Source organism: Thermoplasmata archaeon, assembly GCA_038729465.1.
In the GTDB taxonomy this organism is placed as follows: Archaea; Thermoplasmatota; Thermoplasmata; order Thermoplasmatales; family ARK-15; genus JAVRLB01.
Window position 1 is genome coordinate 1 of sequence record JAVYRZ010000007.1, and the last position, 19,598, is coordinate 19,598.

At 34.5% G+C, this 19,598-nt stretch carries 20 protein-coding genes, 1 tRNA gene and 1 pseudogene; 14 read left to right on the forward strand and 8 right to left on the reverse strand.

Going from position 1 to position 19,598, the window contains the following annotated elements:
• On the forward strand, window positions 1-646 hold a 646-nt coding region (locus tag QXQ25_03300), incomplete at its 5' end, for a hypothetical protein (protein ID MEM0160734.1).
• A 240-nt stretch (window positions 647-886) separates the two neighbouring features.
• Window positions 887-1,699, forward strand: coding sequence for a hypothetical protein (locus QXQ25_03305; protein MEM0160735.1), 813 nt, complete (start codon window positions 887-889; stop codon window positions 1,697-1,699).
• 19 nt (window positions 1,700-1,718) lie between these two features.
• On the opposite strand, the gene QXQ25_03310 is transcribed toward QXQ25_03305, so the two are convergent.
• On the reverse strand, window positions 1,719-2,702 hold the full coding sequence (locus tag QXQ25_03310; GenBank protein MEM0160736.1) for an aldo/keto reductase: 984 nt from the start codon (window positions 2,700-2,702) through the stop codon (window positions 1,719-1,721).
• 128 nt (window positions 2,703-2,830) lie between these two features.
• On the opposite strand from QXQ25_03310, the gene QXQ25_03315 reads away from it, so the two are divergent.
• The 3 genes from QXQ25_03315 to QXQ25_03325 all read left to right on the forward strand — a co-directional run bounded on the left by QXQ25_03315 (window position 2,831) and on the right by QXQ25_03325 (window position 5,116).
• The gene (locus QXQ25_03315; GenBank protein MEM0160737.1) at window positions 2,831-3,934 is read left to right on the forward strand and encodes an MFS transporter; all 1,104 of its coding nucleotides are present in this window, start codon (window positions 2,831-2,833) and stop codon (window positions 3,932-3,934) included.
• A 63-nt stretch (window positions 3,935-3,997) separates the two neighbouring features.
• The gene (locus tag QXQ25_03320; protein ID MEM0160738.1) at window positions 3,998-4,606 is read left to right on the forward strand and encodes an MBL fold metallo-hydrolase; all 609 of its coding nucleotides are present in this window, start codon (window positions 3,998-4,000) and stop codon (window positions 4,604-4,606) included.
• Window positions 4,607-4,675: 69 nt separating this feature from the next.
• Window positions 4,676-5,116, forward strand: coding sequence for a DUF4442 domain-containing protein (locus QXQ25_03325; protein ID MEM0160739.1), 441 nt, complete (start codon window positions 4,676-4,678; stop codon window positions 5,114-5,116).
• A 20-nt stretch (window positions 5,117-5,136) separates the two neighbouring features.
• Here QXQ25_03325 and QXQ25_03330 read toward each other — a convergent pair whose 3' ends face one another.
• Both QXQ25_03330 and QXQ25_03335 read right to left on the reverse strand, forming a co-directional pair.
• Entirely contained in the window at window positions 5,137-5,817 is a 681-nt protein-coding gene (locus tag QXQ25_03330) for an MBL fold metallo-hydrolase (protein MEM0160740.1), read from the reverse strand.
• A 113-nt stretch (window positions 5,818-5,930) separates the two neighbouring features.
• Window positions 5,931-7,052 (reverse strand): saccharopine dehydrogenase C-terminal domain-containing protein, encoded by a 1,122-nt coding sequence (locus QXQ25_03335; protein ID MEM0160741.1) that lies wholly within the window; start codon window positions 7,050-7,052, stop codon window positions 5,931-5,933.
• 113 nt (window positions 7,053-7,165) lie between these two features.
• Between QXQ25_03335 and QXQ25_03340 the strand changes: the two genes are divergently transcribed.
• The 5 genes and pseudogenes from QXQ25_03340 (at window position 7,166) to QXQ25_03360 (ending at window position 10,876) form a co-directional block, all read left to right on the forward strand.
• Window positions 7,166-8,113, forward strand: coding sequence for an aminotransferase class I/II-fold pyridoxal phosphate-dependent enzyme (locus QXQ25_03340; GenBank protein ID MEM0160742.1), 948 nt, complete (start codon window positions 7,166-7,168; stop codon window positions 8,111-8,113).
• A 255-nt stretch (window positions 8,114-8,368) separates the two neighbouring features.
• On the forward strand, window positions 8,369-8,590 hold the full coding sequence (locus QXQ25_03345) for a hypothetical protein (GenBank protein MEM0160743.1): 222 nt from the start codon (window positions 8,369-8,371) through the stop codon (window positions 8,588-8,590).
• A 12-nt stretch (window positions 8,591-8,602) separates the two neighbouring features.
• A pseudogene (locus tag QXQ25_03350) lies at window positions 8,603-9,160 on the forward strand (DUF169 domain-containing protein).
• Window positions 9,161-9,443: 283 nt separating this feature from the next.
• Window positions 9,444-10,307 carry a dihydrodipicolinate synthase family protein gene (locus QXQ25_03355; protein MEM0160744.1) on the forward strand — a complete coding sequence of 288 codons (864 nt, stop codon included), beginning with the start codon at window positions 9,444-9,446 and terminating at the stop codon, window positions 10,305-10,307.
• Between the two features lie 41 nt (window positions 10,308-10,348).
• Window positions 10,349-10,876, forward strand: coding sequence for a class I SAM-dependent methyltransferase (locus tag QXQ25_03360; GenBank protein ID MEM0160745.1), 528 nt, complete (start codon window positions 10,349-10,351; stop codon window positions 10,874-10,876).
• A 684-nt stretch (window positions 10,877-11,560) separates the two neighbouring features.
• Here QXQ25_03360 and QXQ25_03365 read toward each other — a convergent pair.
• The 5 genes from QXQ25_03365 to QXQ25_03385 form a co-directional block, all read right to left on the reverse strand.
• Window positions 11,561-13,144, reverse strand: coding sequence for a hypothetical protein (locus QXQ25_03365; protein ID MEM0160746.1), 1,584 nt, complete (start codon window positions 13,142-13,144; stop codon window positions 11,561-11,563).
• 260 nt (window positions 13,145-13,404) lie between these two features.
• Window positions 13,405-13,478 (reverse strand) — tRNA-Pro (locus QXQ25_03370).
• Window positions 13,479-13,622: 144 nt separating this feature from the next.
• Window positions 13,623-14,417 (reverse strand): winged helix-turn-helix transcriptional regulator, encoded by a 795-nt coding sequence (locus QXQ25_03375; GenBank protein MEM0160747.1) that lies wholly within the window; start codon window positions 14,415-14,417, stop codon window positions 13,623-13,625.
• A 34-nt stretch (window positions 14,418-14,451) separates the two neighbouring features.
• Window positions 14,452-17,064: an MMPL family transporter gene (locus tag QXQ25_03380; protein MEM0160748.1), complete on the reverse strand. Its 2,613-nt coding sequence runs from the start codon at window positions 17,062-17,064 to the stop codon at window positions 14,452-14,454.
• A 110-nt stretch (window positions 17,065-17,174) separates the two neighbouring features.
• Window positions 17,175-17,942, reverse strand: a complete 768-nt coding sequence (locus QXQ25_03385; GenBank protein MEM0160749.1) for an SDR family oxidoreductase — start codon at window positions 17,940-17,942, stop codon at window positions 17,175-17,177.
• Window positions 17,943-18,400: 458 nt separating this feature from the next.
• On the opposite strand from QXQ25_03385, the gene QXQ25_03390 reads away from it, so the two are divergent.
• The 4 genes from QXQ25_03390 to QXQ25_03405 are packed head-to-tail and all read left to right on the forward strand — an operon-like array spanning window position 18,401 to window position 19,598.
• On the forward strand, window positions 18,401-18,817 hold the full coding sequence (locus tag QXQ25_03390) for a 30S ribosomal protein S19e (protein MEM0160750.1): 417 nt from the start codon (window positions 18,401-18,403) through the stop codon (window positions 18,815-18,817).
• A gap of 6 nt (window positions 18,818-18,823) precedes the next feature.
• Window positions 18,824-19,153, forward strand: a complete 330-nt coding sequence (locus QXQ25_03395; protein ID MEM0160751.1) for a DNA-binding protein — start codon at window positions 18,824-18,826, stop codon at window positions 19,151-19,153.
• 9 nt (window positions 19,154-19,162) lie between these two features.
• Window positions 19,163-19,318: a 50S ribosomal protein L39e gene (locus tag QXQ25_03400; protein ID MEM0160752.1), complete on the forward strand. Its 156-nt coding sequence runs from the start codon at window positions 19,163-19,165 to the stop codon at window positions 19,316-19,318.
• A 16-nt stretch (window positions 19,319-19,334) separates the two neighbouring features.
• The gene (locus QXQ25_03405) at window positions 19,335-19,598 is read left to right on the forward strand and encodes a 50S ribosomal protein L31e (protein ID MEM0160753.1); all 264 of its coding nucleotides are present in this window, start codon (window positions 19,335-19,337) and stop codon (window positions 19,596-19,598) included.

Genomic DNA, 19,598 nt, shown 5'->3' on the forward strand with positions numbered 1-19,598 from the left:
TACAATATCCATAATAAGCTCAATCACAAATACTGTCCTAGAAAGCTTGGCAGCAGGATCAGGACCAGTAAGTATGAGCTATAATCCAGCAAATCAAAATATCTATGTAGTAGATAGCGGTTCGAATATTGTTACAGTAATAAGCACACTAAACTACAGAACTAACTCAACCATATTTGTGGGTTTAGATCCTATCAGCATAGCATATGATTCAGTAAACAATAATATCTATGTAGTCAATACACAATCAGGAACAGTTTCAATTTTATCACCAGGTAAATACATGGCCTATAAGGTTACCTTTACAGAATCTGGGTTGCCGCAGGGGAAGAAGTGGTATTTGAACATCACGGGAGCAGTAAACAGCACGGCATCAGGGCCGCTTATAAACACTACCTATTCTCTGATTCTCATAAACGGTACATATTCATACATAACAGCTACAAATGACACTAAATACGAGCCTGATCAATCAAATGGAATGTTTATGGTAAATGGAGCATCTTTGACTATTCCGGTAAATTATTCAAAGATTCCGCCGCCACCACCAACTCCATTATATGTATATCTAATCTCCGCTTTTATAATACTTGTAATAGTTATTGCCATACTAATCCCACGCAGTGATTTTAAGAAAAAGTTGTGATTGTAATAGTTTAGCATTTGCAAGTGTAAATTATATTATTGTATACTCGGTTTAGATCAGCTGTTAATATTTCTTTCTCGATTGAAATACGCACCTTTTTATCCTGTTCCAGACGTAAGTGCCAAAATGTTCTACGAATTCTGGGAAAACTGCACTTGCTTGTATAGCTCTCTACATCTGAATCTCTAATGTATTTTTCAAATAGATTTAAATATCGAATTATTTTCATAATCACTAAACATGAGAAAGAAAGAAGAATTATTAGAATTAATGAAAAAAGATCTGATTCATGGATCTTCCTGGTACTTCGACAGGACTTTAGAATTACTGAAAGATACTGATCTTGATGATTTGGCTGAGAATCTTAAAGCCATTAAAATACTGAGGCCTATGGGAGCGTTAACAAACATAGTAGAAGTGCTTCAAAACACTAAAGATGTGCGAGAACTGAAGATAAAAATTGAGAATCTTAAAAAATATCGAATAAACGCAAAGGAAGATCTCAAAAAAATAGTGTCAAAGCTTGAATTCAGATCTTTTATTACAATCAGTTACAGTTCTGCAATTCTTTCTCTATTAGAGATCAGCAGACCTCATCACGTATATTTGATGGAATCCAGGCCGGGGTCAGAAGTCAGGAAGGCACTGAAAGAGTATTCGAAGTATGCGGACATAAGAGTTGTTCCAGATTCTGCAATTTGGGGATTTATTGAAAAATCGGATTTGGTCATAATTGGTGCAGATGGCATTTATTCAGGCGGTTTTGTTATTAATAAAATTGGTAGTAGGCCTTTAATTTCCTGCGCAAAGATGCTGAATGTACCTATCTATGTGGTTATGGAATCATATAAAGCCTCTGACACAGATCCATCAATTATTACAGAAATGGATTTTAGATATTTTGGGCATAGCATAAATGTACCTTTATTTGAAAAAGTTCCTTTAAGTGAAATAAGCTATCTTATAACAGAGTCAGGCATTTTTGCCGATCCAAAACCTTCTGACATCAAGCATATGCACGATCATTTTATACATTCAGTAACTAGTATCTAAACAGATTTGCAAATGTTAGTTAGAGAAACAATGAGACAAGTCTAACCATGAAATTTGGAAAAAATCTAGGAAACATTACGTCGTTGGCATAGATAGTTCCCACTTTATCAATTACCTCAGAGATACGAGCTATATCTTTTTCCATGAGCTCTAAATTGAGTGCACCAACTATATCTTTTACCTGGTTTACATTTTTGAAACCCGGTATTGGAAGCACGGTTAAATGCGCTTCATATGCAAGAACCAGTTGCGTGACCGAAACATTGTTTTGTGAAGCAATCTCTTTCAGTACTTTTAGAAGAGGTTCATATCTTCTCATGTTACGGTCACTGAACAAACTGTTTATCTTTCTGATCCCGCCAGATGGCTTGTTACCGGCTCCATATTTTCCGGTGAGAAATCCCTGAGCAAGTGGGCTCCATGCAATCAATTTAATGTTATGTTCATTCATATAATTTTGCAGGTTTTTGTCGGGTCTTTCAATCAGATTGAATTTTATCTGGTTGCTTTCAATTCTGTAATCTTTAAGTGCTGCTGATACTTTTTGAAGGGTATTAAGAGAAAAGTTGGAAACTCCTATATGCTTTATCAATCCCTCTTTCGCTAACCTTTCCAGCTCTTTAAATAGCTCTTGAAGATTAGTATAATTGCTGGGCTCCCAGTGAATCTGATATAGATCTACATAATCAATATGCATTCTATTCAAGCTTCCATGCAAACTTTTACTAACTCTCTTTGCGGTAGCATTAAATCCTGCTACTTTCGTCGCTATGTAAATATGTTTTCTATCTAATGTTTCAAGAGCCTTTCCAATTAGCTCTTCTGACCTGCCACCACCGTATATCTCGGCAGTATCTATGAAATTGATACCATTATTAATTGCATATTTAAAAGCTTCAATTGAAGAATTGTAATCATAGTCTTTACCCCATCCTTTCAATCCCATCTGCCAGGTCCCTAATCCTATCGCTGTAGCTTTGTCATCTAAAAACATATCAGTCATAAATTCTCCAACACGTTCAACATTATTAATATTTTTATAAATTTTAATTTGCGATTATCTTATAGAATTATTCAAATCAAATTTTTTTTATATATGAAAACAGTACCACATACTGTGATAAAGTGTAGATGAGAAAATCGTTCTTAATTTTGCATCTTGCATTGTTTTCATTCGGTTACGGCATGGCAGTATTTGCATTGCCACCATTCGTTACTGTATTAGGTGCAGGGCAGTTTTATCTGGGCGAATTTGGCTTTTTTCTGATGCTTCCAAACGTTGTATTGCCTTACTTTTTCTCTAAGCTGAAAAATCTAGATACAGTCTCAAAGTTTGTAATTTTTGGAACCTTGACAACTGGATCCACGATCTTTCTCTTAATAATCGAAAAATCTCTGGATCTATTACTTGTAATCACTCTAGTTCTTGGAATAGGCCAATTTATCTGGTGGATCACAACGGAAATTTTCTTTACCGGCATTTCTAGGGGAACTAACCTGATAAATATATACAGTGTGGTGTGGGGTACGTCTTATTTTATAGCGCCTGTATTAGCAGGGTATATGATCCAGAGAGTTGGATACGTGTCTGTTTTTTCCGTCTCTTTTATTCTGGTAATGATCTCTGTAATACTGTTTCTTGTTGCAATTAACCGGGAGAAATTCAGGCGGGTTGATACTTTTGAGAGTTCAAAAGGCACACGGATATTGATTGAATCTTTTATTCCTAGCTTTGGTGCCGGAATTGTGTTCGGAACCTTGACCTCCATATTTCCCGGATTTTTGCTGCATAATGGTATTACTGTGCTGGAGCTTGGCATACTGTCTTCTGCTCTGGCAATGACGAGGTTGGTAGGGTTCATATATCTCACCAGGATCAGCGACGTGAAAAAACTAAGAAACATGCTAAACTTATCATTTTTATTGCTCATTCCAATAATACTACCATTTCTGGTTATTAATTTCTATGTCTTGCTTGCAATGATGCTCATTATAGGTTTCAGCACGGCATTAGGCATATCTGCACCATTGATCTACATATCTAACATAAAAGAAGCAAATGTTAGCAAGAATATTGCCGTATACGAACTTTCTTTCGGGATAAGCGTCTCTATATTTGCTTTAATAGGTGGGTATATATCTCAGCAAATAGGAAATAGATGGCCTTATTTTATAGATTTTGTTATTATAGTCGGAATGGCAATATTTTTCATCAGGTCGGGTAGCCACAGATAAAAAAACGATTAAAATTAATGAATTATAAAAATTTTTAAATATGAAAGCTATCATGTTAAAAGCATGAAAGTCTCAGATAGCATTGATATGATAGATGGAACAATGTGTAATGTTTATGTTTTGAAAACAGCAGGAAAAGTTATACAGATAGATTCAGGAATGAAAGGCAGTGCCAAAAAGATAATCGAATATTACAGCAATAATAAAATTAAGCCGGATATCGTGTTGATCACGCATTATCACCTTGATCACATTGGAGGCTTGAAAATTGTTAAGGATAGGTACAATCCAGAAATTTATGCGAGCGCAATCGAGATTCCCATGATCGAAGGAAAGCAAAGCTATCCCAAACCCAAATCATTCGCTGCTAGATTATTGTTTTCCATGGCCAAACCGCCGACAATTCAGGGCATAAAGCCGCTTCAAGACCTGAAAATAGAGGGTATAAAGGTAATTGACTCTCCAGGCCATACGCCAGGAAGCGTTACATATTTTGTAGAGCAAGAGAAAATGATGTTTATAGGAGACGCTGCAGGATCTGTGAATGGAAATCTGGTTATAAATGAAAAATACAGCCTGGATTTGGAGAGTGCTAAGAGATCCGTGGACAAAATAAGAAGTTACAGCCCTATTACGGTCCTGCCCGGGCATGGGGCACCTTTAAAAATATAATTGTAGACTTTCTGCACGGACTGTTTTTCTAAAAAAATATTATATATTATTTGCATTTAAGTGATCTTGATGAAAGCATCAAGATTGAAGTTTCTGTTTAATATATATCCTCCATTATTAGGTGCAGGAATCCATGTGAAGAAGATTTCAGCAGATTTTAGAGAGTTAGAGGTGCAAATGAAGCTGAGGTGGTATAATCGAAATTATGTAAAGACTCATTTTGGTGGCTCATTGTTTTCCATGACTGATCCCTTCATAATGACCATGCTTATAAATATCTTAGGCAGAGATTACATTGTCTGGGACAAAAGTTCCTGCATTGAATTTGTAAAGCCGGGCATTGGCACTGTATACGCAAAATTTATTATAACAGATGAGCAGATAGAGAATATTATAAAAAATACAAGTGACGGCAAGAAGTATTATCCAGAATTTCAGGTTAATGTCACTGATGAAAAAAACGAGATTGTTGCCAAAGTAAAAAAAATAGAATATATTCGCAGAAAATAATCTTTTGAATATAGAACAAATTATAGTTCAATAATTGATCCTGTTTTAACTGCACAGAATTTTTCAGAATATTGCGATTTAATATAGTTTTTAGCATCATTGCCGCTGCAGTGAGCAGGGCATATATAACGAACTTTTGTGGCGATATCATCTAGCTGGGACTGTGGCGGGGAATGGAACCCTCCAATGACCATATGTACAGGAGCTGATATTTCTAGTGCTTTAGCCACGATGTTTGCTATGCCTGGATGGCTACATCCGACTATGACAATAGAACCATAATTACTTACATTGATTATCATCGCATGTTCTTTTATCTCTCCATTTACCAACGGCCCGGTTGAAAAAATATCCTCTTCAATTTTTTTAGGCTTATCCAGATATACTGGTTCAAGGCCCCATTTTTTCAGAAGGTCACTATCTTCAGGCGTAAATACTTTCAGGCCATTGCTTATTTTTCCAAGGTACTCAAAACCGCCATAATGATCATGATGGTAATGGCTTAAAAATGCAAATTTCAATTTTTTTAAGTTTAAATTCATTTTTGCTGCATTGTGCTCAATAATTTCTGGCTTTGTGTCCGCATCAAAAATAATGGCCCATTTTTCAGATTCAATATATGCACTCCAGCCCCAATCATTTTTTAGCCCTTTTTCAGGCTCGTTATCATTAAGCACATATATCTTGACGTTTTGTACCATTTTTAATGTAAATATTGAAATACATTACTTAAATATATCGATAGCTAGCCCTAAATATCAAAGCTGAAAATAATCAAAATATTGTTGAAAAATAAATTTTAGAGATAATAATATCAATCTGATATCTTAATTTTTATTCCTCTATCTTCTAGTCTTTTTATGATCGCATCAAAATATCTTTTTTCTTTTCCTATAAGCTCTGGCGGTACCAATCCATGAATGTTCAAGTATCCTTCTTCAAGCAGCTGCGCAATGATAGATGCAGGGCAGCCTGTAGTCATGGACATTGCAGTATACTCTTTATTTGCCTTAACACTGTATAATAACCTGGCAGACAGATTTTTAACAGCACCGTTTTTCATACCAGAAACATTGACTGTGAGCAATAAAATGTCTCCAATGGCAGGAAATATAAGCTTTTCATCAAAAAGTTTTTCCATCAAGTTTCTAGGCTTTATTTTTATGTTATTTAAAACACGTTCTTCTGAATCAAATAATCCCAGGTCCCTCAGCAACTTTACTTTTTGAGAATGTCCTGCATATCGCACTGTTTTTTCTGACATGTTATTTGCTTTTATGGTTTTCAAGAGTGTTCTCAGACCGTCAGTATAAAAAGCTTCAAGTTTATGGTTTATTCCTTCAAAATCAAAATATTCAATGCCTGAAAGAGGCTCTTTCTCTACAATCTTTCCAGATTCTACTATTCTTGCAGTATTTACGTATTCGTCCACAAGGCTTTCTGAAGAAAATGTAAGTTTGTAATCAAGCGGCTCTACAGGGATCTCAGGGATACCTCCAACATAAATTTTCACATCTGTTACTTGGTCAAGCTCTGCTGCAAATCTTCCTACAAGAATATTGCTGATCCCCGGAGCCACTCCCGCATCAGGAACTATAGTATAGTCTCTATCTGAATCGTCATCAAGATAATCTGAAATGTCATCGTTACCAAATGCGATGTCTACGAGCTTGCTATGCTTATCTTTAGCTAACCTGTAAACAGTAGCTCTCATTTCAGCAGGAAGCGCGGAAATGATGATTGAATCCCGGCTGAATACTTTATCACGGTTTTCTATAGAAAGCGGGTCAGCATTAATGAACTTAATATTTCCTCTCTGCTCGCTTGATTTTATGGCGATAGGATCATATACTATTACTTTTGTTTTGGTGCCGTACTTTGACAGGTCTGAAACAATGTTTTTTCCAATTTTCCCAAAACCTAAAACTGTTATCATAGCGGAATTTAACAGTTTAAAATATTTAAAATCTTCTTTGTATATGCTGTGTTTAATAAACACAGCAATTTTTAAAGAAAATATTAAATATTAGAAGAACAGTAATATTCATTATGCTCCAGTTTGATACAGGGAAATGGATTATTTCTCATCCTGGAAAATACGATCTATCACAAAGTGGGATGGGTGGGAGAATTAATCTTGAAAAATATTTTAAATTCAGTAGCATGGTGGATGAGAGTGTTTTAAAAGAAACGATAGCATTGCTACACAATGAAGATTCTGAAAATGTTATTATTACACATGGAGCTACTGAAGCATTGTTTCTCACGCTTTATCACTTATATGTTAATGGTCATAGAGATTACATCACATATAAACCTGAATATGAGCCTTTGATTAAAGATCCACCTGCGTTGGGCATGAGAGAAAAAGAAGGAGACGTGTTTGTGTTTAGCAATACAAATAATCCTACAGGCACTGAAATAGAGTACCCAAAAAATTACAGAGCGTATGTTGTAGATGATACCTTTTTACAGTTTTACAGAAATCTTGATTCTGTAAAATATCCTGAAAATACATACAGAATAAACACATTTACTAAATTTTATGGTGGCGATGAGGTAAGGGTTGGGTGGATAGTAGCACCGGACAAAAAAGAGGCAGCAGAGATAAATTCACTGAAAGGAATCTTTACTGAACAGGTTTCAAGATACAATATTAGTGTTGCCAATGCAATATTGAAAGATCAAGATGAAATATTAAGGTTTGTAAGAAATGCAATGAATAAAAATCTAACATACATAAAAAACAATATGGGTAAATTAAAGTTTTACAGGAACTTAGAACCACTCACAGGAACTGTAACTTTTATTGATTATTCATCGTACATAGAACGGGATCCTGTTTCAGTATCAGAGTATCTTTACAAGAACCTTATTTCGCTAGTCCCGGGAACAATTTTTGGCGTGGAAGGCCCTTATTTGAGGGTTTGTTATAGCAGAGAAGATTTTACGAACTCTTTTGAACGATTCAAGGATGCACTAAATTTAATTTCTTAGCAATTTCAGTATCAGTTTTATGCTTGAAAAAAAAGAGCTCTGGAGTAAATTAGTTTAATATTTTTCATTATTAATTTTTAGGTATTGTAAAAGGATATTTATTGATAAAGGCCTTAAAGTTTAATTTTTATAAAGCTATTCTATTACATCTTGTAAATTTGGATTTACATTATATATAAAAAAGTTAAAACAGAATTTTAATGTAGATGAAACACCTATCCATTTATTAAAAAGTTAAGATTGACGGTGTTTTTTATGAATTTGGAAGATGTGCATAGAAATACAAAAAAGATTATGAATTTATTGCGTTTAAGAACTTTTCCTCTAGCAATTAAAATGCTAAAAAATGAATCAGAGATTCCAAGTGATGCAAAAAGGCCTCTGAGAGATATGGGACATCACTTTGATCTTTCTGAAGGATTCGCGATGTCTCGGTGGGGCGGAGAAACCATAGCTATGTTAAAAGAGGATATGTAGTGTTTTGAACCGGTTGTAGGATTAGGACTAATAGAACCGCCTGCTGAGTTTTTAGACGGGCTTCAGAGATATCCTTTTACTATTATGAAACAAAAGGATGCCAAGAAATGGGCGCAATCTTTCCCAAAGTTAAAAGTGGGTGAATATATCGGGATCTCTTCTGCTCCACTGGATAAATGTAGCTTTGATCCAGATCTGTTTATGATTTACTGTGATCCGGCACAGTTAACACAGCTTATGATAGCAAAGGACTGCATAGATGGAGAGGATGTTACTTCTAAGTTATCAGGACATGCAGGTTGTGTTTATTCTATTGTCCCTGTTTTGCAAAATAAACAGTGTTTAGTCGTATCTCCTTGCAGGGGTGATAGGCGAATTGCAATGACCCAGCAAAGCGAGATAATATTTTCTGCACCTATCGAAATGCTAAAAGACTTTGTAAAAGCGCTTGAGTATCTTGAAAAGCATAAGTGGGGCTTTCCATGGATGCTTGAGTTAAAACCAGAGCTTAAGTTAATTAATAATTATAAAGAGATAGGAGAGAAGATAGGGCTAAAATACGATAAATGACATATTTGCTATAAATGCAATAAAAGGTTATAATATGAAATCTGAGGTTTAGGGTAGTTGTAGAGTAATCAGGCGCAGTTATAAATCTAAGTTTACATACAGAAAGAGAATTATGCGCAATTTTTAAGCAATTGAAAAAATAAACAAAATATTTTATCTTGTTAAATAATTGTATATGATATTATAGGAATATTCGTTTAAGTATTATACTCTATAACACTGACTTACCACATAAAGAAGAATTTTAATATAGGCTAAATGCTATTAGTCTACTGGTGAAAAAATGGATTTTAAAGGGATAATAACTCCTATGATAACTCCTATAAAAAAAGGGGAAATCGATGAAGTCAATATAAAAACACTTGTTGAATTTTTAGTAAAAAGCGGTGTAGAGGGTATTTTCCCTGGTTCTTCTACTGGTGGTTTCACACTATTCTCATTTGAAAAACATCTTAAAATTTTAAAAATTGCGAGAAGTAATTTACCAAATAATAGGATATTTCTTTCAGGAATAAGCAGAAACGATCTTGAAGAAACTGTACAAATGGGTAAAAATGCTGTTGATATTGGCTCTGATGGAGCAGTGGTCATAACTCCATACTATCTCAAATTTGATCAGGATGCTATCTTTAGATACTACTCTGAAATAGCAAGTATTATTCAAATTCCAGTTTTCATTTACAACAACCCAGCTTTTTCAAGCAATGAGATAATGCCAGAAACGGTTGAAAAACTGATGAATGAACATTCTAATATAGTAGGATTGAAAGACAGCTCAGGGAACATGAGATTATTTAATAGATATATGGAGCATATGCCAAAGCATAGATATATCTTTCAAGGAAGGGATGATCTTCTATATGAAAGCTTAATGCTCGGTGCTTCCGGTGGAGTATGTGGCATCTCTAATTTTTCAGAAATAATCCATAAATTATATGTTTCTATGGATATTTCCCTGCATAAAAAAGTAGTATTAGCAGCGGAAAAACTTCAAAATTTCCCTAATAGTGTATCTTATAATTATTTATTTAGAAAACTTGTGCTCGGTGAAATAAACCCTTCAAATTATGCAATGAATCCATATATGGACATGAACGAAAAGCAATTGGAAGAGATTGAAAAAGTGATTAAAATTATCAAAAGTTAAAAATTAAATTAATTTTTAATAGTTAAAAAAATAGTGATATTATGGAAAATGAGCTCAGTTACAAAATTATGTATTTCATGCATGATAATTTTATTCTTAAAGCTGTAAAAGATCCTTATACTATTCTGAAGAGCATAGGGATCGGTACTGACATGACAGTAATAGATGTAGGTTGTGGCCCGGGATACTACACGATACCGGCAGCAAAACTAGTTGGAAACAGCGGGAAGGTTTATGCGCTTGATATATACAAAAAAGTGCCAGCAATAATTAAAAATAAAATGGCTATTGAAAATCTGAAGAATATTGATATAATCATTAAAAATGCAGAAGACACAGGTATTGAGAATAATTCTGTAGATTTTGAAATAATGTTTGGGTTCATCCATAGTCTAAGTGGCATAGATGGAATTATAAGAGAAATGCGTAGGATATTGAAGGTGAACGGAATAATGGCAGTGCAGAAAACGCCAGGAGTCAAGAAAAAAGAACTAATTGAAAAAATTGAATCTTTTAACTTTCACTTTGAAAAAAATATTAACCGGATATTTTTGTTTAAAAAAAATTAATGAGGAATATATATACAAAGCTACTAATTTTGCACCCTTTATATAAAGAAATTATCTCATTAGCTAAATAATAATCATCTGCTGTTATGGCTATTTATGAATTCTTCAAATAACAATTTTGCGAGTTTCGTATTGATCATGATATGCCAGGCCTTACATTAAAGCCCATAACACAGCATTGTATAGAACACTTCTCAACATTCTTGGCATAGATTCAACCTTTATAAAAACAAAAATTAAGGAATCTAGCAAATATGTTAGACGCAATGCAAATGAAAGAGGATTGAAATTACTCCTGCTAATCAAAATGATTCACCTAGGTTTGAAAAAATTTTGAATGGCATTGATCCAGATCTTTTAAAACAATGCATTCTGATCTTTGATCTTGGCTATTTCGATCTCGATAGATTCAAAAAAATGTATGATAAAAGCATATTTTTTGAAATTGATATAATTGAATTTTTTATTAATTACTTGTCAATACATTCATATTTAAATAGGTTATTGATACCAGATCTAGTAAAATATAGTTTTTGAGAATGGAGGGTATATAAAGAAAAGAAAAAAATAGGTTAGTTCACTTGACAAAAGATATTTTTGTCAAGTTTACTATCTGAATTTTTGATCTAAATATATATACTGACACTTTTTAAAAGAGTAAAATAAAAAAAGTAAAAAAATTAGTTAAGCAGGTTTACCGGTAAGCCACATAACTGGAAATATATAGTTATGATCATTAAAGTTTACATCAATTTTTAATACATAAGCATAGAAAAGTATTGGATTACCCTGTGATGGGCTCCCTACTTCACCACTATTTTGGGCATTTCCCGTAAATACTACCGTACTAGATTTTGCAGTAACTACTCCGCTTAATACTAAACCTAACTCAGAGCTCACTAGCCCTGTTACAGCTAAAACTGCGAGACCTATATTAGCCCACCCACTACCTGGAGCCCATCCATCCGCTGCCATAACTGTAGTTACAAATCCTATTACTGCTAGACCTATGCCAACAATACCATTTATAGTCCCCTGTAAGTTATTATAATCTCCGCTTGTACTTGAATAAATTGCACCCCATGTGACTTCATTACCTGGAGTTATATTTCCTTCTAAAGTGTTTGTCATGTTGTTTAAAAATCCTAATTGTTTAATAGCTGTAGGATTATCATATGGGCAATTTGGATCATATGCATCATAGGCATGTCCTAAAACATATCTTCCGTTAGCAATGTTTATCGAAGATACATAAATATGTGCATAAAAGTTATTTAACCACTCTTTTACACCTGCTCCTGCATTAACGTAGGCTTCTTGATATTTATCAACAGTAACATTTCCAACTGCATAAATATATCCAGCTGACGCAGTTTTATTAACGCTAGGGGGGTATAAAAGTATTTCAGTAGAATTAATAATATCATTAGGGTTGAAAGTACCATTATTATCTATATAATAGCTTACTGTATTATTTATATTATATCCTCTGCCTCCAGTAAATGACGTTGTGCCACTGGTAGTTCCTAATGTGATAGAGAGAATACTCAGTGCATTTCCGTCTGTATCATTTTCAAAAGCTAACGGTATGTTTCCATTATGATAAGTAGTAGATTTATTCAAATACCAAACATACAGCCAAGGTGGGCTGGTTCCCAGCGGTGTAACAGAGTTATCAGCAGAAACAGCATTGTTAACAGGCACATAAAAATGTGGTAAGTTCGATAAAGATGGGTGATCTGCTATATTTAAAGTAAGGCTCTTAAGTATATTAAAAGGGTTAATTTCTATCTCGTTCCCTGCCATTACTACTTCATTGTTAGTAGCATTATGTGTAACTACGTAAGTTATTTCAAGATCAAGTCCTATTTCCTCATTAAACTGTTTTTCTTTAGTTAAATAATTTATCCACTCTGTCAAATATTGCTTGAAAGCGGTAGAAAAATAACCACTAGTATTGCCTGATGAGTTTGTTGATACTTGAAGAAGAGGAGACACATTACTCTGCTGTGTTACATAAAAAGAATTGTTTGTGCTGTTTAAAGGAGGAGGAGTTCCCCAAATCTGAATTGTTGCTTGAATTATTCTTGAAGAAGAGTTACTGGCAGAAGGTGATACCTCAAAATTAGTATATAACCAATTTGTAGATTGAGTTTGCTTTTTATTATTTGGTAGATAATATTTGTATTCAGTTACTGTAAATGCTGTGCAGATCATCACCACAACTACAATTATACTTATTATAATTTTTCCTTTTTTTGATAACATTATATACAACCACCTATAATAACTATATATATTTTATGATAATAGCTTGATTTCTAACTTACATCATAAAAATCTATTCAAAATTGCAAAAATAGGCGGTTTTCTAGATCATTTTTTATTTATTTTTATTATTTTTTCCACTTTTTCATTGATTTTTTTATAGCTTACGCTATCACCCCGCGTTTTTGCAATGATAAAAGAATGGATATATTATATGCCAGGCACATAAACATTGCCTTTACTCGAACGCAAAAAATTAATGGGGTTGCCCGGATTTGAACCGGGGTCTTCGGCTCCCGAAGCCGATAGGATGGCCAAGCTACCCCACAACCCCAAACATAAAGAGATAATTCATGGATATTATTAAACTTATTTTTCAGTTGAAGCAGTCAACTTCTTGTTGAAAGATTATCAATATACCAAATCAATATACTTTGAAAATATAGCAAAACAGGTATTTTTATGTTTATATACATTATTAACTTAAAAGTTTTATGTTCGGTATAAAGTCATAGTCATAGATCATCATTACTTCTGTATCACGATCTACCTTTTTTGCTTTTTCAAGATTGTTCTTGATTTCTGAGATAGAATATGCAACACTGACAAATATTCCAGCATTATCATCCATAATTCTAAGGATCCATGAGCCCTTGATCATGTTCAGTGCAGAAGGATCTTTAGTAATGATCGCGTATATAAACAGGTCTACTTTAGAAAGGTCTATGATCGGAACTATGCTGAAAACCGCATAATTTTTCATTATCTCAAGCCTTTTTTTGATTTTTCCAGAGCTTAAGCCTGTAGCTTTTGAGATTTCGTACACTGAGCTTATAGGCTGGTCTTTCAATACGCTCAAAATCTTAAGGTCGGCAGGAACGAGAGATGTTATATTTAATGGTGCCTTTGGTATGTACTTCATTTTCAACTCTCCGTTCTCTCTGACCAGCTTTTTTATTCTTTGTTCAAGAGCATTCAAGTTCTTGCCCTGAAGCTCAAAAAAATATAATTTTTCAAGGCACTTGAATATTGAAGTAGTCTCTTCCGTTATAGAATTCGCAGAGCCTTCAAAAGCCAGAAAAATGCTTTTAGCATTGAAATAGTATGGATTAAGATGCATTTTAAAATCTTTTATTATGCTGTTCTGTATCATCCTTTTTATCCTGTAGTTTATGAACTGTGGTGATAAGCCCATCTCTTCAGCAATCTTACTTTTTGAGTATCTTCCATCCCTCAGCAGAAATACAAGAATGTCCTTATCTATACTGTCCATCTAAATAAGTAAAAAGTTAAAAATATTTAAATTTTCACTCACTTTTAAAGTTGGCTTTTAGAACTTTCATCATGGCCGGAAAATAAAATACCCTGATCACGAACGTGTCTATTACCAGCGACACAACGAATGCTATTCCCATCTGCTCCAGGAATGATACGGGGATAAGCCCAAGTGCACCTAACGACCCTGCAAGTATCAAACCTAGCGAGGTTACAATCTTTCCAGAGGACTGTAAGCCCCTGTTTATTCCTTCCACGTTTCCGTATCTAGCCTGTTCTTCTCGCACTCTAGATATTATAAATACAGAATAGTCGTTTCCTAGGGACATCAATATCACGAACAGTATCACTGGAATCAGGTAAATTATCGCCTCGTGAAGCAGGTATGTGGATATGAGGTACAGGATGCTCAGCGCCCATGAGATACTGATAAACACTCCGCTCAAAGATATGATCGGGTACTTGATATTTCTGAACGATACTGCCAGCACCACAAAAACCGATACAGAGATCAAAATTGCAAGCTCTGTAAAGTCCCGGTTATTCTGGGCCTGCTGGTCTATTATACTAGAAGTCAATCCTCCAACAAGCAGCGTTTTGTTGTCTCTCAGGGTCTGAGTATATGAAATTGCCTGGCTGGAGTATGGTGAGTAATTTGTATAGACGATAAAAAACGCGTATTTATTACCAGAGGTCAAAAACTGTGAAATGGTCGTGTTTGATGAGATTGCAGTGCCGTTAGAATATGGCCCTACCACCTCTTTTGTGCCTTTATACGAAAGCAGATATTTTGCTGAGTTTATAAGCATATTTTGGTCTTGCAGGCTAGAAACATTTTGGTTTGGAAGTGGCACGAGAACATATGTTGGATATAGCACATTCTCTCCAAAATAGGTGTCAAGGTGGTTGAGCCCCTGCACTGAAGAAAGGTCTTGAGAAAGTCCGGCATTGAAATCGTAAGTTGTGGGTATAGCCACAAAAAACAGGACGGAAGGTATTGCAAGAACCAGTATTATCAGGATCACAATTGCACTTTTTTCAGTAGATATTTTGGAAGTTTTGTAAAAATAAGAAAATGCTATGTCTATCTCAGTCTCTTTTTTCAGTCCTTTTTTCATGAAATATTTAGGTGTGATGTATGACAAAATTGCAGGCATGGTGGTGACGACCATTACTACCGTTATGATTATGCTTATGAACAGTACTGTTCCCCAGGTCTCAAAATTACCAATAAACGCAAACATGCCAAGGCTCACCGCTACAGTCACACCACTAATAAGAACGGTTTTTACAGAATTTTTAATGGGATCTTTCAATATGCATTCTCTGCCCTTTCCTCTTCTTAGTTCACTGCGGTATCTGTAAACTACAAACACAACGTAGTCTGTGGTAATTCCTAGCAACACTGCCGTAAGAGTATAGGTTACAATATAGCTGACTTTCCCGAAAATCAGGCCGCTTATAACTATTGCAAGGTATCCGATTAGCACAGTTATGGATACAAGGGCAAGGTTCAAAAGCGATAGTTTATATGAATAAAGGGTTAAGAATACTGCAATAAACAATATGATGTATATGGCTCCAAAGAACGCACCTGACTGTGACGTTTGCTGTTGAGTTTGGTAGTTTATTGCTCCGTTTCCAGTCAGATACCCTGCTGATCCAAAATATTCTTTAACAGCAGGAATCAGGGTGGGAGTAGCCGCTGAAGCAGGATAGAACCCTGATGGAGAAATATATCCCTGCTTTACATTAAAATTTATGAATATTAAAAATGCGGTGCTGTTAGAATTTATGTATCTTTCTGATATAAATGACGGTATCCCAGACAATCCAAAATGCTCTACATAATTTACTCCAAAATCACCGTTTAAAGTGCTAGTATAAAGTATTGAAGGAGAAATGCTCTGCCCGGTTAAATTTGAGATAAATTGAGCGCCAGCATTTAGTAAATCTGATGGAAAAACAGTAACATTAACATATTTTAATACTGAAAATGCGTAAAATAAGCTTGTATTCTGAGTGTAGTACTCAGGAATAGTATTAGTAACAGCATTGTCAATTCTCTGGGTTACACTAATATTCGGCGTGTTGTTGAAATTAGATAGAAACAGAGATTCATATACGCTGTTATTATATCCGCTCTTCTCAGCAATAACCATGGTATTTTCATTTGCCGTATAGTTTCTGTAAAAGCTTGCTGGAAACTGCATTATAAACGTTGCATAATCAGTGAAGTTTAAGTATAAACTTGCGATCTGAACCTTTTTATTTCCGATTATCTGATCCAGAAAGCTTGCATATTCAGAATATGGTGATGAAGAGCTACTGAAATTCTTAATCTTGTCATTAGAAATGCTGCTTTGGAAGTCAAGAGTTTTATTTGCCATTGATATATTGTATGGATTGCTGATCACGATTACGTAAAGAGAAGAGTTCTGTGTGGACGTGTTTGCAAGAATGTTCTGAACAGTCTGTGACTCGGATGAGGCACTGCTGCTGCTTGCATTGCCATAATTCACATAGTTTGAATAGTTCATTGTCAAAGGTATTAACATCAATATGAAAACCAACCAGATAACCAGAATGATCAATCTTTTCTTGATTAAAGCCTCGTAAAGCATGCTATAACATAATTTATCCATATATTAAAACTAGATTAAAAAAATATTTTAATAATGTTTAAATAGTACATTTTTTAATAATTATTGATTTTTAGTTCTAAGGTGCTGTATTTGACTAATGGTTTGAATAATCAGAGCGAATGTGATAGAAAATCTAATCTGCCTCCGTCAACGACTATAACCTGCCCGGTAATGAAATCTGAATCATCTGAGGCGAGGAACAATGCTGCTTTGCTGATATCTTCAGCAGTTCCGATCCTTCCGAGTGAGGTACGTGAAGATATCTGTTTCACTATCTTTTTCCACTCTTCTTCACTCTTTGGTTTTCTTGTAAGGTCTGTATCAATATAGCCAGGAGCGATCGCATTCACATTCACATGAAATTTCCCAAGATCAAACGCATATCTTTTTGTGAGAGCAATCACTGCACCTTTTGTAACCGAATAAAAAGTTGTACCTTCCAGGGCAGTTCCTATGCCTGCAACACTGGAGATATTTATTATCTTTCCTCCATGAGATTCAAAGTTCTGTCTGAGTTCTTCGATCATGTACACCATGGAATATAAATTTGTTTTTACCATCGCTTCAAGATCCTGGTAATCACTGGTATTGGTGATCATTATTCCTGCATTGTTAACCAGAACATCCACTTTTTTATATTCTTCTAGCACACTGTTCACTATTTGCTTAACTTCTTGAAGATTTGAAATATCCCCTTGCAAAAGCATGCAGTCAGAGTTCAAGTCCCTGATCTCTTTGCATGTGCGCTCTGCCATATCATGATTTTTATTATAATTAAGTGCAATGATAGAGCCTTCTTTTGCATACTCGAGAGCAATTGCTCTTCCAATGCCTCTAGAACTACCTGTTATCAAAGATATCTTATTTTTCAATTTCATATTGATAGACAGGAACTTAAAATATTAAAAAGTTATCTCTTATAGATTTTGTCAAGTAACTATTAATAATTTATATCATATCTAGCCATAGAATTTATTCTTTTTTATATTTTTCAAATATTGGAATATATAGTACGATCAAAGGTTATTATCTTACATCTGAAATTAATAAGTTCAACGTTAAAAACCAGTTAAAAGATTTCTAAAGGCAATAAAAAGTAAATTTCAACAAAAATTCAGATAGTTTTTTTAAATGCCTAATTATAAAGATTTCAACTGTATGCAGGAACTATAATTTTTGTCAATTTTCTGGCATTATAAAAGCTGGCAAAGTTATTTTAGTGGATTGTGTTATGAGCGAGTGACAATCATTTTGAATCAAAGTAAAATCGAAATTATCATATACTGGTTCCGTATTGAGGAATATAAATCTTAAGATAGATCAGGAGAATATAATTATGGCTACAGTTTATGATGTACCTCCAGAAAAATTAATCGAAGAATTGGCTAAAAAATTTAAAGAAGCAAATGTAGAGTCACCAGATTGGGCTATGTTCGTTGCAACAGGAATACACAGAGAGAAAGCTCCAGTGCAAGAAGATTGGTGGTATACAAGGCTTGCTTCTGTGCTAAGAAAAGTTTATATTATGGGGCCTATAGGAGCTTCTAGATTAGCTTCAGAGTATGGTGGCAAGGTGGACAGAGGTACAAAAAAGCATCATGCGGCAAAAGGAAGCAGGTCTATAATCAGAAAATCATTTCAACAACTTGAGAAGTTAGGGTATATTAAGGTAGAGAAAAAAGGAAGAGTTGTTACAGATCAGGGTAGAGCATATTTAGATAAATTATCAGGTTCATTAATAGAAAAAAAGTGAGAGTATATGGAAGATGACAAAGAGTTAGAAGAATTGCGAAAAAAGAAACTTGCGCAGATGATGTCACAACAGCAAGGCAGTGAAGCGCAGGAAGAGGAAAAGAGAGAGCGAGCTCAGAGAGCAGAGATATTGAGAGCGATCCTAACTCCAGAGGCAAGAGAAAGGCTTACAAATGTAAGATTAGTAAAACCAGAAATCGTAGAGAACGTAGAGAATCAACTAATATATTTAGCACAGTCAGGAAGATTGAACCATATGATCACTGATGGAGAGCTTAAGAGTCTGCTATTAAAACTTACAGAGAAGAACAGAGATATCAAGATAGAGCGGAGATGATTAATAAATATGGCAAGAAACAAGCACGTATCTAAAAAAATTAGGTTATTAAAAGTCATGAACACAAATCAGAGAGTTCCAGCATGGGTAATGATGCGCACAGCCAGAAAAGTGCAACAAAATCCACAGCGAAGAAGCTGGAGACGTGGTAGGTTAAAGATCTAAGGGAGTTGAAACTAATATGGTTGAAGGAGAGTTAATTTTAACAGTGCCGCTTCGAGAAATAAGAAAAGCAGAACGTTCTAGAAGAGCTAGCAATACTATTTACACAATACGGAAATTTGTATCTAAAAATATGAAGGTTTCAATAGATAAAGTTTGGGTGGATCCGAAGGTAAATGAAAAATTATGGGCGAGAAGCATAGAGAAGCCACCCTCAAAGATCCAGGTTAAGATTGTAAAATTTGAAGAAGATGAGAGTGTAGAAGTATTGATACCGGAGTAA